General features: G+C 56.0%; 19 protein-coding genes. 7 read left to right on the top strand and 12 right to left on the bottom strand.

Annotated elements, in window-relative coordinates:
• Positions 1-61: 61 nt before the first annotated feature.
• From FHR98_RS08300 to FHR98_RS08285, 4 genes are all read right to left on the bottom strand, one after another.
• A complete protein-coding gene (locus FHR98_RS08300; RefSeq protein WP_183416222.1) occupies positions 62-1,273 on the bottom strand; it encodes an ABC transporter substrate-binding protein in 1,212 nt (403 codons plus the stop codon).
• 49 nt (positions 1,274-1,322) lie between these two features.
• Entirely contained in the window at positions 1,323-2,075 is a 753-nt protein-coding gene (locus FHR98_RS08295) for an ABC transporter ATP-binding protein (RefSeq protein ID WP_322091231.1), read from the bottom strand.
• The gene (locus FHR98_RS08290; RefSeq protein WP_183416221.1) at positions 2,062-2,829 is read right to left on the bottom strand and encodes an ABC transporter ATP-binding protein; all 768 of its coding nucleotides are present in this window, start codon (positions 2,827-2,829) and stop codon (positions 2,062-2,064) included. Before FHR98_RS08290 ends, FHR98_RS08295 begins: the two co-directional genes overlap by 14 nt.
• Before the next feature lie 550 nt (positions 2,830-3,379).
• Positions 3,380-4,003, bottom strand: a complete 624-nt coding sequence (locus FHR98_RS08285; RefSeq protein WP_183416220.1) for a TetR/AcrR family transcriptional regulator — start codon at positions 4,001-4,003, stop codon at positions 3,380-3,382.
• 242 nt (positions 4,004-4,245) lie between these two features.
• Here FHR98_RS08285 and FHR98_RS08280 point away from each other — a divergent pair, with 242 nt between their 5' ends.
• The 6 genes from FHR98_RS08280 (at position 4,246) to FHR98_RS08255 (ending at position 9,508) form a co-directional block, all read left to right on the top strand.
• Positions 4,246-4,812, top strand: a complete 567-nt coding sequence (locus FHR98_RS08280; protein ID WP_183416219.1) for a carboxymuconolactone decarboxylase family protein — start codon at positions 4,246-4,248, stop codon at positions 4,810-4,812.
• Positions 4,813-5,185: 373 nt separating this feature from the next.
• Positions 5,186-6,670 (top strand): SulP family inorganic anion transporter, encoded by a 1,485-nt coding sequence (locus tag FHR98_RS08275; RefSeq protein ID WP_183416218.1) that lies wholly within the window; start codon positions 5,186-5,188, stop codon positions 6,668-6,670.
• 13 nt (positions 6,671-6,683) lie between these two features.
• Positions 6,684-7,526 (top strand): universal stress protein, encoded by an 843-nt coding sequence (locus FHR98_RS08270; RefSeq protein ID WP_183416217.1) that lies wholly within the window; start codon positions 6,684-6,686, stop codon positions 7,524-7,526.
• Between the two features lie 105 nt (positions 7,527-7,631).
• Positions 7,632-8,684 carry a hypothetical protein gene (locus tag FHR98_RS08265; RefSeq protein WP_183416216.1) on the top strand — a complete coding sequence of 351 codons (1,053 nt, stop codon included), beginning with the start codon at positions 7,632-7,634 and terminating at the stop codon, positions 8,682-8,684.
• Positions 8,685-8,725: 41 nt separating this feature from the next.
• A complete protein-coding gene (locus FHR98_RS08260; RefSeq protein WP_183416215.1) occupies positions 8,726-9,025 on the top strand; it encodes a hypothetical protein in 300 nt (99 codons plus the stop codon).
• Positions 9,026-9,238: 213 nt separating this feature from the next.
• Positions 9,239-9,508, top strand: coding sequence for a DUF4242 domain-containing protein (locus tag FHR98_RS08255; protein ID WP_246377639.1), 270 nt, complete (start codon positions 9,239-9,241; stop codon positions 9,506-9,508).
• Between the two features lie 55 nt (positions 9,509-9,563).
• Here FHR98_RS08255 and FHR98_RS08250 read toward each other — a convergent pair whose 3' ends face one another.
• The 5 genes from FHR98_RS08250 to FHR98_RS08230 form a co-directional block, all read right to left on the bottom strand.
• A complete protein-coding gene (locus tag FHR98_RS08250; RefSeq protein ID WP_221205804.1) occupies positions 9,564-10,574 on the bottom strand; it encodes a fatty acid desaturase in 1,011 nt (336 codons plus the stop codon).
• A 241-nt stretch (positions 10,575-10,815) separates the two neighbouring features.
• Entirely contained in the window at positions 10,816-11,913 is a 1,098-nt protein-coding gene (locus tag FHR98_RS08245) for an ABC transporter ATP-binding protein (RefSeq protein WP_183416213.1), read from the bottom strand.
• 10 nt (positions 11,914-11,923) lie between these two features.
• A complete protein-coding gene (locus tag FHR98_RS08240; RefSeq protein WP_183416212.1) occupies positions 11,924-12,721 on the bottom strand; it encodes an ABC transporter permease in 798 nt (265 codons plus the stop codon).
• 14 nt (positions 12,722-12,735) lie between these two features.
• Positions 12,736-13,914: an ABC transporter permease gene (locus tag FHR98_RS08235; RefSeq protein ID WP_183416211.1), complete on the bottom strand. Its 1,179-nt coding sequence runs from the start codon at positions 13,912-13,914 to the stop codon at positions 12,736-12,738.
• Between the two features lie 73 nt (positions 13,915-13,987).
• Positions 13,988-15,019 carry an ABC transporter substrate-binding protein gene (locus tag FHR98_RS08230; protein ID WP_183416210.1) on the bottom strand — a complete coding sequence of 344 codons (1,032 nt, stop codon included), beginning with the start codon at positions 15,017-15,019 and terminating at the stop codon, positions 13,988-13,990.
• 266 nt (positions 15,020-15,285) lie between these two features.
• On the opposite strand from FHR98_RS08230, the gene FHR98_RS08225 reads away from it, so the two are divergent.
• Positions 15,286-16,833 (top strand): aldehyde dehydrogenase, encoded by a 1,548-nt coding sequence (locus FHR98_RS08225; protein ID WP_183416209.1) that lies wholly within the window; start codon positions 15,286-15,288, stop codon positions 16,831-16,833.
• Positions 16,834-16,885: 52 nt separating this feature from the next.
• Here the strand turns inward: FHR98_RS08225 and FHR98_RS08220 are convergent, their stop codons facing one another.
• The 3 genes from FHR98_RS08220 to FHR98_RS08210 all read right to left on the bottom strand — a co-directional run bounded on the left by FHR98_RS08220 (position 16,886) and on the right by FHR98_RS08210 (position 19,729).
• Positions 16,886-17,704 carry a GntR family transcriptional regulator gene (locus FHR98_RS08220; RefSeq protein ID WP_183416208.1) on the bottom strand — a complete coding sequence of 273 codons (819 nt, stop codon included), beginning with the start codon at positions 17,702-17,704 and terminating at the stop codon, positions 16,886-16,888.
• A 76-nt stretch (positions 17,705-17,780) separates the two neighbouring features.
• Positions 17,781-18,530: a maleate cis-trans isomerase family protein gene (locus FHR98_RS08215; RefSeq protein WP_183416207.1), complete on the bottom strand. Its 750-nt coding sequence runs from the start codon at positions 18,528-18,530 to the stop codon at positions 17,781-17,783.
• The gene (locus FHR98_RS08210; RefSeq protein ID WP_183416206.1) at positions 18,527-19,729 is read right to left on the bottom strand and encodes an FAD-dependent oxidoreductase; all 1,203 of its coding nucleotides are present in this window, start codon (positions 19,727-19,729) and stop codon (positions 18,527-18,529) included. Before FHR98_RS08210 ends, FHR98_RS08215 begins: the two co-directional genes overlap by 4 nt.
• Between the last annotated feature and the right edge of the window lie 40 nt (positions 19,730-19,769).

The raw sequence follows: 19,769 nt of genomic DNA, 5'->3' as shown, positions 1-19,769 counted from the left end.
GAAAAGCAGCCCCCGGAACGACTGTCTGTCATCCCGGGAGCCCCTCATTTCCTCGCTCTGATTAGCCTTTGATGAGCGGGCAACGGCTTTCGGACAGCGGCTGGAAAGCCTGATCCCCGGGGATCGTCCTCAAGATGTTGTAGTAATCCCACTTACCGGTCGACTCAGCAGGAGTCTTCACCTGTGCAAGATACATATCATGCACCATGCGGCCGTCGTCGCGGATGGTACCGTTCGTTGCGAAGAAATCGTTGATCGGCAATTTCTTCATCTGATCGACAGCGGCCTTACCGCCATCGTCATTGGCTTCAGCCACAGCCTTGAGGTAGTGCGCCACGGCAGAGTAGACGCCGGCCTGGACCATGGTCGGCCGCTGGCCGTCCATGCGAGCAGCAAAACGATCCGCGAAGGCGCGGGTCTCTTCATTCATGTTCCAGTAGAAACCGGTGGTCAGAGTCAGGCCCTGGGCCACGTCCAACCCCAGAGCGTCAACGTCAGTGATGAACATCAGCAAAGCCGCCAGACGCTGCCCGCTTTGCGTGATGCCGAACTCGCTGGCCTGCTTGATGGAGTTGGTGGTATCGCCACCGGCATTCGCCAGTCCGATAACCTTGGCGCCCGAACCCTGTGCCTGCAGCAGGTAGGAAGAGAAATCAGAGCTGCTGAGCGGGTGACGGACCACACCGAGGACCTTGCCACCGTTTTCCTCAACAACGTTCGAAGTATCCTGCTCCAACGAATGACCGAAAGCGTAGTCGGCGGTAAGGAAGAACCATGTGTCGCCGCCCTCCTGAACCATCGCCTTGCCGGTACCGATCGCCAGGGCATAGGTATCGTAGGAGTAATGCACACCCGTTGCCGCGCAATCCTCATTAGTCAGCCGCGTGCTCGCCGGGCCGCTCATCAAGAACGCCGTATCTTTTTCAGCCGTCACCTTCTGGACCGCCAGAGCGACAGATGATGTCGGCACGTCTACGATTACGTCCACGCCGTCAACGTCGATCCACTGACGCACGATGTTGGATCCAATGTCCGGCTTGTTCTGGTGGTCGGCGGAGACGATCTCAATCGGCATGCCGTTGACCGTTCCACCGAAGTCCTCTACCGCCATTTTTGCGGCTTCTACCGATCCCGGGCCGCCCAAGTCCGTGTAGAGACCGGATTGATCGTTGAGAACGCCGATTCGGAGCACGCCATCGGAAATATCGGCGTGCGCCGAGCCTGCCGCCAGGGCAAATACCGCGCCCAACAATGCTGTCTTTCCTAGTCTCATGAGAATGCCTCCTTGAATGATTGATAATTAGGTCATCGAGACCGTGGTCTTAGACCCCGAGATAGTCGTGCAGTTTTTCCAGGTTTGCTTTGACGTCGCTATTCGCGATTTCGTCGATGACGCGACCGTGCTCGACGACGTAATGGCGATCAGCCACGGTCGCTGCGAAATGGAAATTCTGCTCAACCAGCAGAATGGTGAAATCTCGGGCTTTCAGGCGCCGAATAGCTTCGCCAATCTGCTGAATGATAATGGGCGCCAGTCCTTCCGTTGGTTCGTCCAACAGCAAGAGCTTTGCCCCTGTACGAAGAATGCGACCAATCGCCAGCATCTGCTGCTCGCCGCCGGACAGCTTCGTTCCAGAACTACGTAACCGTTCCTTCAGGTTGGGAAAGAGCTCGTAGATCTCCTCCACCGACATGCCACCATCCCGAATTTTTGGCGGCAGCATTAGATTCTCTTCCACATCCAAGCTAGCAAAGATGCCGCGCTCTTCCGGGCAGTAAGCTATGCCACGGCGCGCAATCTTGTCGGATGAAAGATCAATGATTTCCGTACCGTCAAATTCAACACGGCCCTTGCGTTGATCGACCATGCCCATGATCCCGCGCAAGGTCGTAGTCTTTCCGGCCCCATTGCGGCCGAGCAAGGTCACGACTTCACCCCGATTCACGGTAAAATTCATGCCGTGCAAAATGTGTGACTCGCCATAGAAGGCATGTAAGTCGGCAACGCTTAGCAGGGTGTGCTTGGGACTAGTTTGGATCGTGGCTGTTTCGCTTGCGGCCTCAGGCATCGACATTCCCCATGTAGGCTTCCCGGACCCGCGGGTCTTCTGAAATGGCTTCGTACTTGCCTTCTGTCAGTATCTCGCCGCGCTGCAAAACCGTGATGCAGTCCGACAGATTGGCGACAACATCCAGGTTGTGCTCAACCATGAGAACCGTGCGGTTTGCGGAAAGGCGTTTGATCAGAGCGGCAACACGTTCGATATCCTCACGTCCCATGCCGGCCATCGGCTCGTCCAGCAACATAACCTCTGGATCCAGGGCCAACGTCGTTGCGATCTCCAAGGCCCGCTTGCGACCATACGGAAGTTCAACGGCCAGCGAACCCGCGGCATCCTGCAAACCGACATCCTCCAGCAGCTCAAGAGCGCGGTCGTTCAAACGGTTGAGGATGGTTTTGGGACGCCAGAAATGGAATGAAACTCCAACTGGCCGCTGCAACGCGATGCGAACGTTTTCCAGCACAGTAAGGTGCGGAAAAACGGCGGATATCTGAAACGACCGAACCATGCCCTGACGCGCGATATCTGCGGGCGAAGTCCGCGTGATATCGCGGCCATTGTAGTGGATATGCCCGGCACTCGGTTCAAGGAACTTAGTAATGAGGTTGAAGACTGTGGTTTTGCCTGCCCCGTTCGGTCCAATCAGTGCGTGGATCGTATTTCTTCGGACTTTCAGCGAGACATTGTTGACTGCGACGAATCCCTTGAAGCTCTTTGTTAGCCCTACGGTCTCGAGAACAAAATCGTCCGCGTTGGCGTTACTCAATACCCGGCACCCTCCTGCTCAATGTTTATTTGAAGCCGAAGCCCCTGTTTTCCCCCTCCTGTAACACCAGCGTTTCCTGAAACACGTGGCCGGCCCTCCCTCAAAGACCGACAGACACGAACGAGGACGCAAAGCGGACCTTCCTCCTCTTTGCAATCCGAACCCGCCCCCGTTTTCACAACGCCTTGGTGGTAGCGTGGCCCGCACGATCGCTAATAACTCGCCTACATAGGTATGCTATTATTCGATACCAGGGTTTCGCATTTCCATTTTGACAGGAGGTTCACAATTAGTCTACGCGCCATAGTCGCGATAATTCGTCGCATTTTTGCACGCCGATTCGTAGAAAATCATTCAAGGATTCTACAGTTTATACCACCTTTACGGCATTCGAGTGCCCTTGATGGCAATAACAATCACGCATTGACAGCACGAACTCTAAACGCCGTTCCAGGATTGGGGTTAAGATCACGAGGCCCCGGCAAACATAAGAAAACCCCACAGGCGACATAAGCCACAATTCAATCCGATGAACCCATCAAGGCGATTCTCAGAATCCATATCGTTCGAGAAAGTTTTCGCAAAGATCCCAAAGCTGCGATTCATCGCGCACCACTTTGGAAAGCGTGTTCAAACCGATCAGAAAGGCAACGAAGGATTTGCTTGCAGCCTTGAGGTCGGCGATTGGGGGAATCTCCCCCTGCTCCACTGCTTGGCTCAAGAGCCGCTCAATAACTTTTGTCCCGTTGCTGATCGCTCGCTTTAAGTAGCTGTCGACCTCGCCCTCGAGGTTGCCCATTTGTCCAAGCGTATTGACGACAAGGCACCCTCTTGCCTCTGGATCTTCGATTCGAGCGCGACAAATATTCCGAAATACCTGTCTGACTGCTGGAACGACTGCAACCCCTGCGGGGATGTCCGCCAGCGCACTGTCCGGCGCTTCGCGGCGATAAACGTCCAGCGCTTCCTTGAACACCGACTGACGGTCACCGAAGGAATTGTAAAAGCTGGTACGGGTGATCGACATGACTTCGGCCAGATCTGTAACCGAAACCCCTTGATATCCACGGCGCCAGAACGCGTCCAATGCCTGCCGGACCGCCGTTGCCCGATCAAACTCCAGCGGTCTGCCCCGCCCTCGGTGCGCGCGCTTTATCGTGGAATGGTCCGGCATCGTGAATCAGCGAAACGTCGCCGCCTACGCAGTTATAAAATCATACAATAATGTACAAAAACCCCTATGTTGCGTCAAACGCCATTGCTTGCTTGGGAACGTTCCCTTCAAGAACCGCAGAATATCAGTCAATTGGCCAGTAATTATTTTTGTACATTTATGAGTAAAAATAGTCTTGACCGGCTTTTATTTTTAGACATCTTTGCACATAATATGTTTCCAAATCACTTATGAGGTTTCTAATGTCGCGCTTTGCCATTCACACCCTCGAGACAGCACCCGAAGCTTCCCGGGCAACCTTGGAGCAGATCAAGCTGAAGTATGGTTTCGTACCAAACTTGGCTGCTGTCTTCGCAGAGGCCCCGGGAACCATGAACGGTCTCCTTGGCCTACTCGGCGCCTATGATTCCGATGACATCGGACTTACACAAGCCGAACGGCAGGTCGTTATGCTGGCGGTCTCCGTCAAGAATAGGTGCGAGTACTGCACAGCGGCCCACAGCATGCTGGCCAGCATGAACGGCTTGAGCGCCGACGATATTGAGAACCTTCAAGAGGGCGCCCCGCTGGACGATACGAAGCTGGAAACGCTCCGTCGATTTGCCGAGACATTGACCGACAAACGCGGTTGGGCAGACGATACGGACATCAATACTTTCTTTGCCGCCGGCTACACAAAAGCCAACGTTCTTGATGTCATTCTCGGCGTAGCGGTGAAAACCCTCACCAACTACGCCAATCACGTGGCCAAACCACCTGTCAACGAGCAGTTTTCGCAATTCCTGCCGAAGTGGGCGAAAGCCGCTTGATCCTTCGGTAGGCACGGTCGACCTGCCTGCGTAACGCTTCAGCGAGTCCTGCAGTGATACACCAATAGTATCAATCGCTCCCTGGGGGATCAGGCAGATTGAAGCGAGCGCAAGCAGGTCGTCCCCTGGTATGTCGCAAATATTCGAAACATCGAAACGACCTTCATCGGACAGGGCCTGCTGCAAGGAGCATAGCCGCCATGCCACCACAATAATCTCTTCGCACTTGCAATATAACGCCTGATTGTCTACGGACTGCCTGCTTCGATTGCGTGTTGGGCACAAGCCCCTCACACCCTTTATGGTTCCCGCATTGGTAATCGCCTTTGCCGGGAGGCCATTTTACCTTTCCGTTGCAGGCAACAAACTATTGATGAAAACCGCAGCTACGCTTCGCCGCGATTGGCTATCTAATCCGCGCGGCGATATCCTCGCTGGGCTGGTCGTCGCCCTCGCCTTGATTCCAGAGGCCATTGGCTTTTCAATTATTGCCGGTGTCGATCCGCGCGTCGGACTCTATGCGTCCTTCTCGATTGCAGTGATCGCCGCGCTGGTAGGCGGGCGTCCCGGGATGATCTCCGCAGCAACTGCCGCTATCGCCGTTTTGATAGGCCCGTTGGTGCGCGACCATGGTGTCGACTATCTATTCGCCGCCACGATCTTGATGGGCCTGCTGCAAATCGGCGCCGGCTTGCTGAAGGTCGACCGATTGATGCTGTTCGTCTCGCGATCTGTCATCACCGGGTTCGTCAACGCGCTGGCCATTTTGATCTTTCTAGCGCAGTTGCCGGAACTCACCGACGTGACCTGGGTAACCTACGTGCTGGTGGCTGGCGGCTTGGGCATCATCTACGGCGTTCCCCGGATCAGCAAAGCCGTTCCCTCACCCCTGATCGCCATCGTCATCCTGTCGGCCCTGGTCATCTGGCTAGATCTCCCGGTCAACCGGGTGGGCGATATGGGTGAGCTTCCGACGTCCATTCCTTACTTGCTGCTCCCAAATGTTCCCCTGACATTGGAGACCCTGCAGATCATTCTCCCCTACTCGATCACGATGGCGGCTGTTGGCCTGCTGGAATCGATGCTGACCGCGCAGATTGTCGATGATCTGACCGATACACCCAGCAATAAGCAGCGTGAGGCAATGGGCCAGGGTGTGGCCAATTTTTTCACGGGCTTCTTGGGCGGCATGGGCGGTTGCGCAATGATCGGCCAGTCTGTGATCAACGTTAAATCAGGAGGTTTCACGCGCCTTTCTACTTTTGTCGCGGGCGTATTCCTGCTGTTTCTCATCGTCGTATTGGGACCATTGGTGGCTCAAATTCCCATGCCTGCCCTCGTCGCGGTGATGATCATGGTGTCCATCGGGACTTTCAGTTGGTCTTCGATCAAGGATCTACGGACCCACCCCTGGCATTCGTCCGTCGTCATGATAGCTACCGTCGTTGTCGTGGTGTGGACCCATAACCTGGCGCAAGGCGTCTTGGCCGGCGTGTTGCTGAGCGGCATCTTTTTTGCCAGCAAGGTCCGTCGGCTTTTCGCGATCCAGTCGGCACTTCTTCCTGGTGGCCTCACCCGTCGATACCGGGTATCTGGCCAGGTATTTTTTGCTTCGGTTGACCGCTTCGCCAGTGCCTTCGACTTCAAGGAAGTCCTAGACGCTGTCGTCATCGATGTCAGTCAGGCACACTTCTGGGACATCTCCGCCATTGCGGCGCTGGACAGGGTTGTCATGAAATTCCGCCGCGAGGGCACCACAGTCAAACTGGTCGGCGTTACAGAAGCAAGCGCTGCAATGATCGACCGTTTCTCCTTGTATGAAAAGCCGGGTGCAGTCGATGAATTCGCGAGCCACTGATGGGATGCCGGACATGAAAAAGATACTCGCCTGTATCGATGATTCACTCTATGCGGACAGTGTTAGCGATCACACGGCCTGGGCTGCTGCACGGCTTGCGGCTGCTATCGAACTTCTTCACGTCATTCAACGCAATGACGCTGTCGCCGCGCGTCATGATCTCAGCGGGGCCGTCGGCTTGGGCGCCAAGAGCGCGCTTCTGGAAGAACTGGTTTCAATTGACGAGGCGGAAGCCCGATTGGCGCGCGAACGCGGCCGCCTGTTACTCCAGGCCGCCGAAGAACGTATCCGCGCCAAGGGACTGACCCGGATCGCGACGCTCCAGCGCCATGGCGGGATCGTGGAAACGGTAATCGAGCGCGAAAGCGACGCCGATATTATCGTGATCGGCAAGCGCGGTGCCTCAGCGAACTTTGCCAAGGGGCATCTGGGCAGCAAGGTGGAGCGCGTTGCGCGGGAGAGCACGCGCCCGGTGCTGGTAGCCTCGCGGGCCTTCACCGAACCGAAAAAGGCATTGGTCGCTTTTGACGGCGGCCCCAGCGCACGCAAGGCGGTAGAGTTCATGGCCGCTTCCCCGCTTGCAAAAGGACTGGAGTGCCATGTAGTGATGGCAAGCACTGCTGAGTCGACCAACCAGGTGGACCTATCTTGGGCTGCCGAGCGCCTCCCCTCGGCGGTCATTCGCCGGATAAGCGGCGCTAAGGAAGAGATCATCCGACGCTATGTCAGTGAGCAAGACATTGGCCTGTTGGTGATGGGTGCCTATGGGCACTCTCCCCTTCGGAGCCTCATTCTGGGCAGTACCACGACGGTGATGATGCGAAGCTGCCTGATTCCAGTCCTGCTGTTCCGGTGATCGCTGCAGCTGGTATAGTCGAACGGAGTAAATCAAGATTCCTGTCCTTTCCTCGACGCTTGAGGAGGCTGGCATTCCTGCTGGATTTGTGGATCGAGGTGCGGCTTGGCGATCCTTTTGCGCGTAATCTTCTTACTCCTGATCGGCTGCGTTTCCGCGCTGGGCCTCGTCCTGATAATACCCTTCGTAAAAGAGGGTTCGTCATGGGGCGACATGCCGATTCTCGCAGGGATGGTTGGCGTGGCCTTGCTCCTTGGGCTTGGCTGGTGGCTGGCTGTGGGTCGATCCTTGGCCAAGGCGATGATCGGTTGGCTCATCCTTTCCATCCCCTTGATCGCGCATGGCAGCGCAATGGTGTCACTTCTGCTCGCACGATACGAGGGCTGGCGCCTTGCAGATACGGTGGAGATCAGGAACTACAAGGAAACGCCGATCCTATGGCCCGGGTTTGATGGCCCGATCGGCCTGGAAGTAACGCTAGAGCTGCATCACGCTGCCGGAATCAAAGCCTTGATCCTGTCCCCTGAAATCAGAATGGGACCGGAGCTGAGCGTCTCAAGAGAAAAGCTTTCCGCCAGCCAGACGAGCGGCAGCGGGTACCTGAAGAACAACTATCTCGACCGCCCCCTTGGCAACCTCACGCTATTAAAGTCGGTGCTCTTCCAGAAAGTCTTCGAGAACCCGGTGGCCGAGAGCCCGAACGAAAAGTGGCTGTCATCCCGCCGCTTTTCCGAAACCGAAGTAACGCCGCTTGCCTATGCTCTGCTTCCGGGAACCGTGGACTATCTTCCCGACCCCAAGCAAATTTGCCTCAACAGTAGAAGCTATGGCATTGCGCTTTGCACCGCGGACCAAAAGCCGGAGATGGGCTGCGCCTCAAAAAACTATTCGCCTGTCACTGATCCTATCTACAACCTCGGATCGAACCTCTCGGCGTTATGGATAGCCGCCGGCGCCTACGACATGACTGCCGATCTCAGCAGCAAGCTTGATGCGATTTTGCGACACGAGAGCATCCTACAGGGCAAACCCACGGAGTGGGCCGAAATCCAAAAGCGCCTGGAACCAAAAGGCTTGGCGGCGGCCGGTTACCGCCTGTGTGCGCCCGGGCCCGACTCTCACACGGCCTTCAGGACCTGTTACTGCCTGGATGACTAAACCGGGGAACGCTCGAACATTAAAAACAGGAGGAGCCGCGGTTGGGGTTTGCAATTATCCTAAGTACCGTCATTGGGCTGACCGCACTTGCCTTGTCCTACTCCTTTTTCCGTCGACGCCGCTGGATAGCGCCGGTCCTGGCTTGCTTCGCCTTCACTGCCAGTCTCGCCTGGTTTCTCTTGCCTGTTTGCGTTTTGATTCCGCCGGAAGACATCGCCAGCTTTAATCCGCCTATCGAAACCAGAACCGAAACCGGGATACTCGGTCAGCGTTATTTTGAGGAGCGCAATGGAGGCTGGTTTCACTGCAAGGCAAGAATTGCTCGCAAGCTATTTTTCTGATGCGTCAGGTTGGTTGCCCTCTACAGGTCATGTGCTACGCTCGAAAACATTCATGGACAGTAATCAGAACAAAGCCTAGTTTTTCTTCGGCTCGATTTCTCGTACCCGTGTCGGCCCTGCGGTTTCTCATTTGATATTGTTTGGGGGCGGGTTTTTTTTCGTCTATATTTTTTCCTTCAACTCGGCCTGTAACAAGGAATCTGAACAATGCATATGTTCATGATAGAGCGTGAAATCCCTGAGGTTGGCACTTTCAAACGCGAGCAGCTTCAAGGTGCTGCAAGCAAATCCAATGAAGCGCTGCGCCAACTCAAACCAAAGATTCAATGGCAATATTCTTACGTGGCGGGGAACAAAACTTTTTGCGTTTATCTCGCCGAAGATGAAGCGGCAATTCACGAGCACTCCAAGCTTTCCGGGTTTCCCGCAACCAAGATCACGCCAATCTTACGGATCATCGATCCAACAACCGAACACAACTGATCGGCGTCCATAAGAGCGGGCGATGATATAGGCGCGCGTCCAGGAATAGCTGAGACTACGCCGCTCCTGACGTGCGCCTGAATGGCACCATGCGCCTCAAATGCTCGTCCCACAGCGCAAAACGCCCCTGACGTAAACCACTCCAGAACGTAAGAACCGGGGCCTCGCTCATAACAGGGTTGGCATCGTGACATTCCTGCAGCCGGTAGTTCGGAATGTGCGGATTGAGGTGGTGCACATGATGGAATCCGATGTTTCCGGTAAACCACTGTAGCGGGCGCGGCAGCTTCAGGTGGGATGAACCTAGAAGCGCCGCCTGGTTGAAGTTCCATTCATCATGCCGCACCCAGTAGCTCTGCTCGAAGCGATGCTGTACCGAAAACAGCCAGACACCAATGATGGAGGCAATCACCATTATCGGCAATTGGACGGCTGCAACGCGCTCAAATCCGATCAGCAATCCCAACACCAGCACCACCGCAACCAGGGCAATGTCTGTGATGAAGACCCCTCGCCTCTCCCGTCGCCAGGATTTCGCAGTATCAAAGGGAACCCTGTAAAGCAGGATAAAGACAAATGGCGGCAGAAGAATGTTGGATACGATCGGGTGCCGCCCAAGGCGATAGAGCCACCTTTGATGCCTGTTGAGCGCCTCGTATTCGGCCACCGTGATACAGGACGAGTAGATATCGGCACCGCTTTGGCGCCTGTCGAGGTCGTTCCAGATACCGTGATGACCAGCATGCTGGCGGCGCCAGCTTGCGTAGGGAGCCAGGGTCACCAGACTGCAGCAAACACCAACGAAAGAGTTGGCACGCCTGGATTTGAAGAAAGAACCATGACCGCAGTCATGTTGGATAATGAAGATTCTTACCAGGAACCCGGCTGCGACAACGGCTAACGCAGGGACAAGCCAAAAGAACCAGCCATATGCAAGATACATCGCCACGCATACGATAAAGAATCCGCCAAAAGAGCTCGCTATCTGGCTAATGCTCCGCACAACCTTTGGCGTTCCGTAGGGCGCGGTCAACGCCCGCAAATCGGCGCCAGGCTCGATCTTCAAAGGCGACGGCGCCTTAGCGCTCGAATCGCAGGGCTCAATTCCAACAAGTGGGGATTTGCTATTCACAACCCATACCGAGCCCTCGTGCGAGGGCAAAACCACTAACAGAGACAACTTTCAAGCCAACATCTGGCTCGTCAAGGTCACAGTCTATCATATAAGCATGAGCGACGGGTTTTACCTTGTGCGAATCTTCAAGCGCTCGGCAGGTCGGTGGCTAAGAGCCTATCCAATCGTGTCTTTACGCCTCTGCCCGAAAGGCAAGCATGCCTGCTGCGGCCCAACCGACCGTCACGCTGTCGCCTGCACTGTAAGACTGACGGGATTCCTCGAAAGGTAACTTCGATACAATCGGCCCGAGGGCTTCGACTCGCAAGCTCAAGCGCAGATGGTCGCCATGAAAGATGACACCTTCCACCGTGGCTTGGAATCCATTCTCTACCGTCAGTTGGCGGTCGATATGCATACGTTCCGGGCGCGCCATGACCTGGACCCTGTCGCCGCGCTGTAACGGTTCGTTTGCAATCGCACGCACAACAGCGCCTCCATTGTCGCAACGAACGGTTACTTCGTCGCCGTTTCGCTCAAGAACCTCTCCATGGAAAGTATTGTTCTCACCCATAAACGAAGCGACGAAGGCATTCTGCGGCCTGTCATAGACTTCCGTCGGAGGGCCAATATGCTGGATGCGTCCCTCGTTGAAGACCGCGATCCTGTCGGACATGGTCAGCGCTTCCGTCTGGTCATGTGTCACATAGAGCATGGTGATCCCGAGATCATCATGGATCTTCTTGATTTCAATCTGCATATGCTCGCGCAGTTGTTTATCCAGCGCGCCCAGCGGCTCGTCCATCAAGACCATTCGAGGATTGAAGACCAAAGCGCGCGCCAAGGCCACGCGCTGCTGCTGGCCACCGGAGAGTTGCTGCGGCTTGCGGTCCGCCAGGTGCCCCAGCTTCACGATATCCAGCGTTTGGCGCACCCTTTCGGCGATCTCAGCGCGGGGAAACTTATGCATGCGCAATGGAAACGCGAGGTTCGCCTCCACTGTCATATGCGGAAACAGCGCATAGTTCTGGAACACCATGCCGAAATTGCGTTTGTAGGTAGGAACGTCGACCAAGGGCGTGCCGTCAAATAGGATTCGACCCGCACTCGGCACTTCAAAGCCGGCCAGCATCATTAAGGTCGTGGTCTTGCCGGACCCTGATGGTCCCAACAGAGTCAGGAACTCGCCCCGGGCAATCTCCAGGTTCAAGTTTTCGACGACCTTCACTTTGCCGTCATAGGTTTTGCTGACATCGTCAAAAACGACGAGCGCATTTTCGGCCTTGACCATCAAAACTCCCTCAGGACGGTGACTTGCCCAGCTTCGTCCGCTCACCGGCTCGGCGAACGGTCTCGGTAATGAACAAAAGAATGAACGACAGAACGACCATCACGACAGCAGCCGCGGTGATCGTCGGACTTAGGAACTCGCGCAAACCAGCGAACATTTGCCGCGGCAAGGTGAACTCACCGGGGCTGGTGATGAAGATGGCAATCACCAACTCGTCGAACGATATAGCGAAGGCGAAGATGGCTCCGGCAACGACGCCGGGCAGGATCATCGGCAGCACGATTTCATAAAAGGCCCGGGCTGGTGGCGCTCCAAGCGATAGCGATGCACGCAACAGGTTCATGTCGAAGGTCTGCAATGACGCCAGCACGGTAATAACCACATAGGGCGACGCTATGATCGTATGTGCGATGACCAACCCCCAGAGGGAATTCGCCAGCCCCACCAGTGAGAATGCCAGGTACATGGAGGCGGCGGTCACGATCAACGGCACGACCATCGGCAACGCCAGGGTACCGACGATGATCTGCTTCCCCGGAAACTTCGCCATATTGATACCGAAAGCCGCCAGCGTCCCCAACAACGTCGCTGCAAACATTGTTGCGAAACCAACGACAAAGCTGTTCTTGGTCGCCAGAAGCCACCGCTCGCTGAGAAAGAAATCCTCGTACCACTGGAGCGAATAGCCGGGCGTCGGCAAGGTCAGAATGTTACCGGAGGAGAACGACAGCGGGAAAATCACGAAAATCGGCGAGACGAGAAACAGCAGTACAAGAACTGCGAATATCGGCACGGCAAAGCGCATCATGACCTCGCCCCCCCTCAAGCCTTGATGGTGCCGCCAAGCCCAGGAACGAGCTTGCGCGTGACGGCGACGGAAATGGCGGTGAAAAGAAGCAGCAGGAAAGCAAGAGCCGCAACCATTCCCAGATTGATCGTCTGGTTCGCGAAGAAAGCGATGTAATAGCTGACCATCTGGTCCTGGAGCCCGCCGACCAATGCCGGCGTCACGTAAAAGCCAACCGAAAGCATGAATACGATCACGGCGCCGGCGGCGACACCGGGCATGGTCATCGGCAGATAAATGCTGACGAACTGCCGCCACGGGGGAGCGCCCAGGGACGCTGCGGCCTTCAGATACTCGCTGCGTTGGCGCTTCATTACGCTGTAGAGCGGCAGAATCAAGAATGGCAACAGGACGTGAACCATCGCGACATAGACGGCAAATCGCGTGAAAATCATATCGACCGGCTCGCTGACGATCCCGGCACCCAAGAGCGTTGCGTTTACTGGCCCCTCACGCTGAAGCAGGATGAACCAAGCGGTTGTACGCACCAGAATGGACGTCCAAAATGGAATCAACACGAAAAGCATCGCGTAACTCGCGGCCCGATCAGACAGGCTGGAAATGAAGTAGGCTGTTGGGTAGCCCAAAAGCACACAAAAGACCGTCACCCAGATGCTGATGACGAATGTGCGCTCGAACAAGTCGAGGAAGATGGCCTGATCGTCATCCACTGAGACGATCTGGCCACTCGATGCAATCCGCAGGTCGAGCGCTCGCAAAAGATAAGAGGCGGTAAAAGGGTTCGAATGAGCCTTTATGAGGCGCCAAATCCCCGGTTCACCGAACTCGGGCACCCTCTCGGGCAGGCTGACTGAATAGGGCGCACTCAATTCCGGAGCCGCCCTGCGCGCGCTCAAAAGAAGGGTGCGTGCACCGTTCTCCTCGAAGTTCAAGCGCCGGGTCATTGAACCAAACGTCCGGTTCTCCCGGCTTGTTGTCATATCTTCCATGAAGGCGACGAAGACACCCTCGTCCGGCACGGTGCGGCCGTCCCACTGCGACAACAAAGCCGTTGTTCGTGGCAAAGCCGCCGTCACCTGAGGATTATCGATCGCCTTCAGCAACGTATAGCCAATCGGCAGAACAAATCCCGCCATAACAAGGGCAAGCAAGGGAGCGATCAAGAGGAAAGAGATGCGGTTGTTGCGGGACATGGCAGACCTATGCTGCAGGCAAAAAAATCGGGGCACCTCGTTACGAAGGTGCCCCGACCCAGACTTGTCAAGTTTACTGAGCGGCCCAGGCGGTGAACTTGGCTTCAAGATCGTCGCCGTTGGCGATCCAGAATTCCGTGTTCAGGAACAACCCTTCGTCACTGTGATTCAGAACCATGCCGGGGTTGGCTGCACGCACCTCGGCATTCTGGTTAACACTGGCGTTCGCCGGAGAAATCGGCCAGACCGATGCCTGAGAAAGCAAGGGCTTTTCATCCGTGATCCAATCGATCATTTTCATCGCTTCCGCCGACATCGGAGAGCCTTCGACAACGGCCCAGTAGTCGATAGAATAAAGCAACGTATTCCAGCTCATGGAATAGTTCGCACCTTCGGAATTTGCCTTGATGACACGACCCGTGTAGGCGAACGCATAATCCACCTCACCGCTGCCGACTAACTGCAACGGCTGTGCACCGGATTTCCACCAAGTAATGTGCTCTTTGATTTCATCCAACTTGGCAAAGGCACGATCAACGCCACCGGGCGCTGACAGAACCGTATAGACTTCCGACGCCGGAACGCCATCAGCCATCAAAGCGGCCTCCAAGGTCATTTTCGGCCCTGTGCGCATGGCGCGCTTGCCGGGGAACGTCTTTACGTCCCAAAACTCGGCGAAAGTCGATGGGCCGTTTTCGTGGCGTGCCTTATCATAGAACAGAGCCGCACCCCAACCGGTTGCGCCCACACCGCACTCGTGCACGGCGCCGTCAATGAACTTCGACGCATCAATGACGCTGTAGTCAATCCGCGCAAAGACGCCGTCCTCGCAACCACGAAGCAACTCAGGCGCCTCAACCATGATGATATCGGTGGTTACATCCCCGGCTTGAACCATGCCGTAGATCTTCGCCATTTCGCCGTTGTACACGTCATCGCTGACTGGAACGCCGGAAGCGGCTTCATAAGCTTCGAATAGGTGTTCGCGCGCGCTATCCTGGTAGCCGCCGCCGAAACCCACGATCATAAGGTCGCGCGCCGCAGACACCTGCGGAGCCAGGGCCGCCACCAAGGCGACAACTGTTACTTTAGCTATGGTTCTCATACTTCTTTCCCCTGTCATTGCTATGAAGGCTTCTGGTCGCGTCCCGGGACATGACGGTCTTGCAACCAATCTCGATACCATGATTAGCAGTTAGTATTAATGATAATACCTTAATACTTTTTTGTTTGGGTGCAAATTTTTCTTTCAACATTATGCGACGGAAAATGTATGAAGGGGGAGGTTCCTAGCGCGAGTTAGGCGTTGCAATGCGTTTATCGCATTGTATTATAATAGCTACTTTATAACATTTGGACCAATTCGATATCATGGCTCAGTCCCCTCTCCCGGCACCTTCGAACACAGACATCAAGCCCACGGCGGTAAACAGTGATGGGCTCGTCAGCTACCAACTCTATATCAACGGTGAATTCGTCGCACCATGCAAGGGCGCGGCGATTCGCAGCCAGGACCCGGTGACGGGCGAGGATTGGGCGGAGATTCCCCGCGGAACGCCGGATGATGTCGATCGCGCCTGTCAGGCAGCGAAAGATGCCTTTGAGAACAAGGCATGGCGCGGCCTCACCGCATCTGCCCGCGGCGCCTTGATGAGGAAGCTCGGCGACCTGATTACCGAGAATGCCGATTGGTTGGCTGCCGTAGAGATGAAGGATAACGGCAAGCTGATCGCCGAGTTGGGTAACCAAATGCGCTATATGGCCAACTACTACTATTACTACGGCGGCCTGGCGGACAAGATAGAAGGCGCAACCATTCCAACGGATAAGCCGGGTGTCTTGAACTACACCCGTTATGAGCCGGTCGGCGTCGTGGCCTGCATCATGCCATGGAATTCCCCCCTCCCCTTGACCAGTCTGAAGCTGGCGCCCGCGCTAGCCGCCGGCAACACTGTTGTTCTGAAGCCCTCGGAGTTTACGTCGGCATCGCTTCTGGAGTTCGTTAAGCTCGTCGAATTGGCTGGCTTTCCCAAAGGGGTCGTGAACGTGGTCACCGGCTACGGAAACGAGATGGGCAACGCCCTGGTCTCACACCCGCACGTCGAACGCATTGCCTTTACCGGAGGCCCGGAGGCCGGACGGATCATCAACGAACAGGCCGCACGTTCCATGAAGCGCGTGACCATGGAACTCGGTGGGAAGTCCCCCAACATCATCTTCGAGGACGCGGATCTTTCGAAGGCAATAAAAGGCGCCGTCGCGGGCATTTTTGCCGCCTCCGGCCAAACCTGCGTCGCCGGTTCCCGGCTCTTGTTGCAACGATCCATTCACGATGCATTTTTGGATGAGCTCGACCGCTTCCTCGATGGTGTCCGATTTGGCCATCCGTCCGACCCGGAAACGCAGATCGCGCCGATTTCCACGGAACCTCAGATGCGTAAGATTCAGGATTACGTCCAGATCGCCATCAACGACGGCGCTCGCCTCGTGCGTGGCGGCAAACGCGCTGTCGTGGAAGGCTACCCGAACGGTCTGTTCTTTGAGCCAACGATTTTCGCCGACGTCGATAACTCTATGCGAATTGCCCAGGAAGAAGTCTTCGGCCCCATCCTCGCGGTCATTCCCTTCGACGACGAGGATCATGCGGTGGCGATTGCCAACGACATACAATTTGGGCTGGCGGCAGGAATCTGGACTGAGAATCTCGCCCGCGGCATCCGAATGTCAGAGCGCGTCCGTGCAGGCACCATTTGGGTGAACAACTATCGCTCGACCAGCACCACCTCCCCCTTCGGCGGCTTCAAGATGAGCGGCATCGGTCGCGAAGGCGGTATCGCGGGAATGATGGAGTATCTTGAACTCAAGAGCGTTTGGCTATCGACCGGAGTTGAGATTGCCAACCCCTTCACGCGGCGCTGAAAAGCAACGAAGGTACCGAAAACATACCGCTGCGCAGGGATTTCGGCGCAGTTTACGCTGTCGAACTGGACACCCAGCGCGGCGCTTCTCCCAAAGTGGCTTCGCGGGAAAGCGAAACCTGATACTCAAAGCTGTCCGGCCGATAGAAAACCTGAATAGCCTCGATAAGCCTATTGCTTGAGTCACGCACCAGGCGTCGTACGGTGACAAGCGGCTCCCCGACATTGATGCCGAGTAAACCGGCAATCTCCGGTGTGGCAGCGACCGCCGTCAGACGCTGATCAACATGCTTGGCGATAGCTCCTTCTGCCTCCAAAAGCGCCATGATCGTGCGGTTGCTCAGGCTTTCGACCGACAAGAGGTTGGCTTCCGGATAGGGTACGTAACAAACCGAATAGGAAAAACTCTGCGATGCCGTGCTGCGTACGCGCACAATCTTGAGCATCGGGCCGGCGTTCTCGCTTCCCGCGGCCGTAAGCACCCATTCCGGCGGCTCGGCCGGCGCATACTCCAGTATCCTGACAGACGTTTCTTCCTCGAACGCCTTTATATTCTCAGTCAGGCCGCTGAAGTTCGAGCTTTCAGTTTTTTTAATCGCAGACGGGTTGGCAAAAGTTCCCCGGCCGCGCTGGCGAACGATCATATCCGCCTCGCCCAGAAGCAACATCGTTCGCCGGATCGTCACACGAGATACCCCAAAGCGCTTTGCCAGTTCCTGCTCGCTTGGCAGCGCCACCCCATCGGGATACTTACCTTCCGTTATGTCCTTGTGCAGCACTAGGTAGACGCTGAAATACAAGGGGATCACGTCCGAAATCGAACGTTCCTTAGGAGTTTTTGCGGGGTTATTCGTGGAACGCGTGTTTATCATGCGGGCACAGTATCCCCAAAGATTTCTGCCGTCTAGTTTGACATAGCCTGCCAGTCGAGCAGGAAAAATCGTCCACTCAGAGCGACAGTTCCGGCGCAACCTCGGCCAAACACGGCGCCTCGGCAACCTTCAAGCGACGCAGAAGCCACCAGGCTGCGCAAAGATTGGAGGAAAGCAACGGCTTTCCAGTCTTACCCTTAACCTCGCGGATCGCCGGAATGGTTAACATGCCGGTACCGCTAAGCACGACTGCGTCTGACTTCTCACCCGCAATCCGCGTCAAAGCACCGGCGACCTCTTCGGTTGTCAGGTCGTAAGCACGAAACTCCTCTGACATCTTCAAGGTTTTCGCCACCGCAAACCCTTGCGCCTCCCAGAATGCGACGGAAAGCGCCGTCAGCCAGTCTGGATAGGGTGATACCAAGGTGATGCTTTTTGCCGACGTTTCTTTCAAAGCTTCCGAGATCGCCTTGCTCGCCGTGCCGACTGGCTTACCCAAACTGTCGGAGAGACGGCGGCACTGCGCATCATCGCCGTCCGGGTTCAAACGGTAAGACGGCCCTGTCAGCCCAATCATCAAGGCGTCGATGTTGATAGCACCGAAATCCCGAATGTGTTTGTCATAGAGCCCCAAGTAGGCGGCGTTGCGGCCGTCCAAATCCTTGTCCGGCATTTGCGGAAAACGAGAAAAGAAAACCCCAACATTGGGTGGCAGCAAGAACCGCGTTTCAGGCTCGACCGTGGGGTTGGACGGGGGCACCAGCACGGCGACACGATGGGTAGGATTCATAATGGCCGGAGGGATCGAAGGGCTGCTGACACTCATCCCCTTGCCCCCTCTCGCGCCGTGTCTTTGACCTTCATTCGGCTGGGCGAAATGTCGATCATCGAACTCCCGAGCAGATATTCCCGCGCCTTGATTTCGTCGGCAGCAACATCGGTGATGTAGGCAAGCCACTCTTCCTTGCCCACCACGTTCCGATCCGTTCGCGGCAACAATTCGTCGCGCGCTACGCGCAATCTCTCCTGCTGTGCCTCTTGCACCTGATTATGGGATCCTGTTTGGATCGCATTCTCGATTGCCGCGGCCAGTATGTAGGCATCGTGAATCCCGCAGTTCATGTTCATCCCGCCGCGGGTATTGGTCAGATGGACCGCATCGCCGGCCAAGGCGATCCGGCCAACCAAATTGGTTTCCGCAAGCATTTTGCTGGCACTGTAAATATCCGTACGGATCACATCGACCCTGCCTTTACACGCGGGAATGAATTCCTCCAGCACCTGTGAGTACCATTCCGGCTTCATGACGGTTTCATCGCTAATCCCGTCGGGCACGCGGATGATAACCCGCCAACAATCGGGCATTTCCAATAGGCTTATGGAGCGATGATCGTCGGTGTAGAGATAGGACACCCCGGCCACGCTAGGTAAAAACTCATTCAGGTCATCACGCACCATAAGCCGGAGCACCCGACCCGGATAATCTTCACCTGCAAAGGATAACCCAAGCGAGCCGCGCACGACACTATGGGCGCCATCCGTGCCAATCAGGTAAGTACCTTGAAACTTTGAACCATCCTTCAGTTCGGCCCAGGCCCCATCTGCGTCGGTCCCAACTTTCACAACCTCAGCGCCAAACCTGATCTCCGCCAACCCGGTATCCAACGCATTCTTAAGGAGCAGTGGCGTGATCGCCGATTGCTCGAGATGCATTCGAAAGGGGCAGCGCGTATCATTCGCGAGAATGCCCTGATTAAACTCTGCAAAGACCGTGCCGTCGACATGACGGTATTGGATTCGATCCGCAAGGCATCCTTGCTGCAGCATTTGGCCGAGCAAGCCGAGTTCTTCCAATATCTCCAGCGTCGGGGGATGAAAGGTTGATGCCTTGGAGGCGGTATTGAGCTGCTCTCGCCGTTCGAGAATAATGCAGGGCACGCCACGTCGACATAAAACCAATGCCGCGGTCAGTCCGACCGGCCCCGCGCCGCAAATCAGCACTCGAGAGTTAGCCTTTGATGTCATGAACAATTTGCCTCGCCGGTAAAGTGGGCGCGGGCCCCGG

It is taken from the genome of Limibacillus halophilus (genome assembly GCF_014191775.1).
Taxonomy (GTDB): Bacteria; Pseudomonadota; Alphaproteobacteria; order Kiloniellales; family CECT-8803; genus Limibacillus; species Limibacillus halophilus.
The sequence above is the reverse complement of the archived record's forward strand: the minus strand, read 5'-3'. Positions and strand labels throughout refer to the sequence as shown.

Bases quoted from the DNA above. Each gene is read 5' to 3' on its own strand.
- FHR98_RS08300 (WP_183416222.1), bottom strand. From the start codon at position 1,273: ATGAGACTAGGAAAGACAGCATTGTTGGGCGCGGTATTTGCCCTGGCG.
- FHR98_RS08295 (WP_322091231.1), bottom strand. From the start codon at position 2,075: ATGTCGATGCCTGAGGCCGCAAGCGAAACAGCCACGATCCAAACTAGT.
- FHR98_RS08285 (WP_183416220.1), bottom strand. From the start codon at position 4,003: ATGCCGGACCATTCCACGATAAAGCGCGCGCACCGAGGGCGGGGCAGA.
- FHR98_RS08280 (WP_183416219.1), top strand. From the start codon at position 4,246: ATGTCGCGCTTTGCCATTCACACCCTCGAGACAGCACCCGAAGCTTCC.
- FHR98_RS08275 (WP_183416218.1), top strand. From the start codon at position 5,186: ATGAAAACCGCAGCTACGCTTCGCCGCGATTGGCTATCTAATCCGCGC.
- FHR98_RS08270 (WP_183416217.1), top strand. From the start codon at position 6,684: ATGAAAAAGATACTCGCCTGTATCGATGATTCACTCTATGCGGACAGT.
- FHR98_RS08255 (WP_246377639.1), top strand. From the start codon at position 9,239: ATGTTCATGATAGAGCGTGAAATCCCTGAGGTTGGCACTTTCAAACGC.
- FHR98_RS08245 (WP_183416213.1), bottom strand. From the start codon at position 11,913: ATGGTCAAGGCCGAAAATGCGCTCGTCGTTTTTGACGATGTCAGCAAA.
- FHR98_RS08240 (WP_183416212.1), bottom strand. From the start codon at position 12,721: ATGATGCGCTTTGCCGTGCCGATATTCGCAGTTCTTGTACTGCTGTTT.
- FHR98_RS08235 (WP_183416211.1), bottom strand. From the start codon at position 13,914: ATGTCCCGCAACAACCGCATCTCTTTCCTCTTGATCGCTCCCTTGCTT.
- FHR98_RS08230 (WP_183416210.1), bottom strand. From the start codon at position 15,019: ATGAGAACCATAGCTAAAGTAACAGTTGTCGCCTTGGTGGCGGCCCTG.
- FHR98_RS08225 (WP_183416209.1), top strand. From the start codon at position 15,286: ATGGCTCAGTCCCCTCTCCCGGCACCTTCGAACACAGACATCAAGCCC.
- FHR98_RS08220 (WP_183416208.1), bottom strand. From the start codon at position 17,704: ATGATAAACACGCGTTCCACGAATAACCCCGCAAAAACTCCTAAGGAA.
- FHR98_RS08215 (WP_183416207.1), bottom strand. From the start codon at position 18,530: ATGAGTGTCAGCAGCCCTTCGATCCCTCCGGCCATTATGAATCCTACC.
- FHR98_RS08210 (WP_183416206.1), bottom strand. From the start codon at position 19,729: ATGACATCAAAGGCTAACTCTCGAGTGCTGATTTGCGGCGCGGGGCCG.